The following is a 4,037-nucleotide window of genomic DNA, read 5'->3' as shown; positions in this document are numbered from 1 at the left end:
GATGATATGTTAATGCTAACGTAAATCTGTTTATTATTATCTTTAATATCTGCTAGTACATGATTAATTACATTTGAATCGAAATAACCCTTATTAACAAAGGTTTGCACAAAGTTTTCAATATTAACATTTTTATCTGGTAGACGTAGTAATGCTTCGTATGCCACTTCTTTGTTTTTATAGAAAATGGGTTGGTACTGAAAGTATTTAGAATTTAAAAACATTTATTGAGTCCACATACAATGCATGAGTGTGTTTATATGATCATATAGGCCTATAGAGGTTAAGGAGCTATGCTAAGACTGATCAAATAAGTCATGTCAATATTTTGACATGAACGGTGTATTTTAAAAAGGAATAAGCCTGATTTTTTACTTAACAATAACGATTTGGTCGAATATCTAAATTTTTTGGTTGTTTAATAAAATATCAGTTGATTTATAAACGGGATAAACCAACTGATAAATTTGATTAGGAAAGGTGACGTAAGCTACGTTTTTCTAATTGGCTAAATAACAGAGATAAGGAAAGACAAAGTACAAGGTATACCGCGCCAACTAACAGCCATATTTCAAAAATCAATCCTGAAGAGTTGGCTATTTCACTGCCAACAAAAGTCATTTCTTGGATTGAGATCAGTGAAATAATGGATGAATCTTTCACGATCGAAATAAACTGTCCGGCAAGGGCTGGAACAATACCAGCTATCGCTTGTGGAAAGATCACATAACGAAAACGATCCCATTTTGATAGCCCCAGAGAGTCTGCCGCTTCCCATTGTCCTTTCGCAATAGCATCAATGCCAGAACGTATCACTTCAGCAATATAGGCTGCGGCTATTAGCCCGATACATAAAATGCCTGAAAATAGGTTTTCCCATAATTGTGCGTCCCCAAAGAGGAAATACTGTAATCGGTTTTCATGGCCGTGATAATTACGGAATAAATCATCTAAGCCAAGCAGTGGTACTAATTGACTAGAAATAAAGAAATAGAAAATAAAAACAAAGACTAAAGGTGGAATATTACGTACAAGCTGAATATATGCATTAGCCGGCACACGGAAGAATACTAGTGAAGAACGACGACCAAGTGCAAGGAATAAACCAAACACTGCAGCAAAAACCATGCCCCATAAACTAAGGCGAATAGTGCTGATCACACCTTGAAAGAAATAGGGTAGCTCGCCATTTCGACCCGGTGTAAAAACTAAATCAAAAGCTTTGTGCCATTGCCAATGGTAATTAATGCCAATGGATGAACGATAATATAGCCAGCCTAAAAAGCATCCTACAATTGCTAGTAAGACGTAATCGAGCAATTTGAACTGTGGTAAAGAAAATCTTGCAGCCGAACGATTATTAGTCGGCTGCGAAGACGTTTTCTTTGCTGTTGAGCAAGAAGACATAATGATTATTGACCTTCTGCCACTTGGCTTTGCCAATCTACGGTCGTGAACCAGTAGTCATAACGCTCTTGTAGCCAACCATCTTGGGTTCGAAGCAAGATCCAGTTATTGAAGAAATTCAATAAATTGAAATCTCCTTGGCGAATAGCAAAACCTTCTGAACCTTGGCTTAGACGCTCTTTGAAAGGAATAAATAGCTTATCTTTATATTGCAGTGCCATTTGCTCAGGTTTGGGTGTAGAAGCCAGTACTGCTTGTGCATTGCCATTTAATACTTCTTGGAATGCTTGTGATTCATCATCGAATTGACGAAGTTTAGCCTTAGGGAAGTATTTCTTCGCTGTTTGAACTGTTACCGCCCCACGACGAACTGCTAATGTCACACTGCGTTTGTTGTAATCAGCAATAGTGATCTTATCGCCAGCAAGCTCTTTACTTGCCGCAAGTTGAATACCTGAGTGTGAATAAGGAGTGGTAAAAAGAACACTCAGATTACGTTGTGGAGTAATAGACATGCCACCGATGATAACGTCAAATTTGCCCGCTAATAGGGCAGGGATAATACCGTCCCACGCTGTTGGAATAAACTCCACTTTAACGCCAGCATCTTTTGCTACACGCTTAGCGACATCGACTTCAAAGCCGATTAATTCGCCTTGCTTATCACGCATAGCCCAAGGGACAAAAGTGGATAATCCAACACGTAAAGTACCGCGTTCCTTTATTTGCTCTAATGTGCCTTTCTCGGCGGCAAACGCATGGTTTACACTGAACAAAAGAGTGAATGCAGTAAGTAAAACTGCAAATATTCGCTTCATCTTTCTGTCTCCATATCGTTAAAAATAGTTAATGTGTTGGTGTTGCTAATTTATGTTCGAGTAATGTAGCCAGTGCAGATAGCAGTAAAGTGATGCATAAATACATTGCGGCTATTGTGAACCAAATTTCAAATGGCATTGCTGTATCAGCAACGATGTCTCGACCTTGAGTGGTTAAATCGAAGATCGCCATAATGCTGACAATCGAAGAGTTTTTTACCAGTGAAACAGCTTCATTGGTTAATGGCGGTAAGATCCGACGCAGCATTTGCGGCAAAATGATGTAGCGATAACTATCCATTTTGCTTAATCCTAGACTTTCAGCTGCTTCAAATTGTCCCTTAGGAATATTGATCAAACCTGCACGGAAGATTTCAGCGGTGTAAGCGCCTTGAAATAAAGATAAGGCTAAAACGGCGGTGGTAAATCGCTCTAGTCCCAGCATGGGACCAAAGACAAAATAGAGTAGATAGATTTGGACTAATAATGGCGTGTTACGAATTAACTCTATATAACCACGGGCTAATCCACGTCCAACTGCAGAATGTGAAACACGCAGCAAAGCGGTGATTAGGCCAAAAATCACAGTAAAAATCAGACTAATTGCTGAGATCTTTAATGTGATCAGTAAGCCATCAATAAGCTCGGCTGAAAACCATTCACCATCTTCTTTAAAGAAAAGATACTGTGGAACACGATACCATTGCCAATGGTAGTTCATGGCATCTGCACCACTATTGAGTAACCACATAATGGCAAAAGCGATCACGCTGATTTGCAACAGCCCACTAATAACAGGCTTTAAGATTTTCCACATCGGTGATATTGACTGAGGTTTCGTTGTCATAACCGCCTCAGTAGCTCAGAATTTTGGTTAAAAAGCTTTGGGTGCGTTGTTGCTCTGGTGCATCAAAGAGTTTTGCTGGTGGTGCAATTTCTACAATCTCACCCTCATCCATAAAGACAACGCGATCAGCCACTTTACGCGCGAACCCCATTTCATGGGTGACGCAGATCATGGTGATACCTTCATTTGCTAACTCTTTCATGACATCGAGCACTTCATGGATCATTTCAGGATCGAGCGCAGAGGTTGGCTCATCGAACAAAAGAATATCTGGCTTCATACATAATGAACGAGCAATTGCGACACGCTGCTGCTGACCACCAGAGAGCTGACCGGGAAACTTATCGGCTTGATGCGCAATATGAACCCGTTCAAGATATTGCCTTGCTAAGGTTTCAGCTTCTGCTTTGGACATACCTAACGCACGACGAGGGGCTAGGGTCAGGTTGTCTAATACCGTCATATGAGGGAAAAGATTAAAATGCTGAAACACCATTCCGACCTTACCACGAATGGTTTTCAGGCTTTTTGGTTCGAGTGTTTTTCCGGTAACAGTGATTTCCCCTGAGTCGTAGTGCTCAAGGCCATTAATACAGCGAATTAAGGTTGATTTACCAGAGCCTGAAGGGCCACAGATCACTAAGCGTTCACCTTTGTGTATGGTGAGATTAATGTCTTTTAATGCGTGGAAATCGCCATACCATTTATTCACATGGTTAAATGTTATTATTTCGTCTTTAGCCAACAAGACGTACCTCAACTGATAAATTAATAGCTTTTCATAATATGAAGGAAAGACCAACCTATTACAGCAATAGCTTTAACCGATTAAAATTAATAATTATTTCAATATTATATAACAATGAACCTTAAATGCTGATAAGTCATCATTTAGTTTGATAAGTGTGGATTATGTGAATGAATATTACTCACTCTTTTCTCAAAATGAGAGGTTGGTATAACAT

Annotated in this window: 4 protein-coding genes and 1 pseudogene; all 5 read right to left on the bottom strand. The window is 39.5% G+C overall.

Going from position 1 to position 4,037, the window contains the following annotated elements; translation table 11 throughout:
* A pseudogene (locus tag E5A76_RS14020) lies at window positions 1-224 on the bottom strand (EAL domain-containing protein); the annotation flags it as partial.
* Window positions 225-471: 247 nt separating this feature from the next.
* On the bottom strand, window positions 472-1,407 hold the full coding sequence (locus E5A76_RS14015; RefSeq protein WP_161119295.1) for an amino acid ABC transporter permease: 936 nt from the start codon (window positions 1,405-1,407) through the stop codon (window positions 472-474).
* A gap of 5 nt (window positions 1,408-1,412) precedes the next feature.
* Window positions 1,413-2,225 carry a transporter substrate-binding domain-containing protein gene (locus E5A76_RS14010; protein WP_161119294.1) on the bottom strand — a complete coding sequence of 271 codons (813 nt, stop codon included), beginning with the start codon at window positions 2,223-2,225 and terminating at the stop codon, window positions 1,413-1,415.
* A 28-nt stretch (window positions 2,226-2,253) separates the two neighbouring features.
* Window positions 2,254-3,072 carry an amino acid ABC transporter permease gene (locus tag E5A76_RS14005; RefSeq protein WP_161119293.1) on the bottom strand — a complete coding sequence of 273 codons (819 nt, stop codon included), beginning with the start codon at window positions 3,070-3,072 and terminating at the stop codon, window positions 2,254-2,256.
* Window positions 3,073-3,079: 7 nt separating this feature from the next.
* Window positions 3,080-3,820 carry an amino acid ABC transporter ATP-binding protein gene (locus tag E5A76_RS14000; RefSeq protein WP_187695645.1) on the bottom strand — a complete coding sequence of 247 codons (741 nt, stop codon included), beginning with the start codon at window positions 3,818-3,820 and terminating at the stop codon, window positions 3,080-3,082.
* Window positions 3,821-4,037 lie beyond the last annotated feature (217 nt).

This window comes from Photobacterium lucens (genome assembly GCF_009873615.1).
Classification (GTDB): domain Bacteria; phylum Pseudomonadota; class Gammaproteobacteria; order Enterobacterales; family Vibrionaceae; genus Photobacterium; species Photobacterium lucens.
The sequence above is the reverse complement of the archived record's forward strand: the minus strand, read 5'-3'. Positions and strand labels throughout refer to the sequence as shown.

What these genes read in the sequence shown, in the direction of transcription:
- E5A76_RS14015 (WP_161119295.1), bottom strand. Translation starts at nt 1,407, where the DNA reads ATGTCTTCTTGCTCAACAGCAAAGAAAACGTCTTCGCAGCCGACTAAT.
- E5A76_RS14010 (WP_161119294.1), bottom strand. Translation starts at nt 2,225, where the DNA reads ATGAAGCGAATATTTGCAGTTTTACTTACTGCATTCACTCTTTTGTTC.
- E5A76_RS14005 (WP_161119293.1), bottom strand. Translation starts at nt 3,072, where the DNA reads ATGACAACGAAACCTCAGTCAATATCACCGATGTGGAAAATCTTAAAG.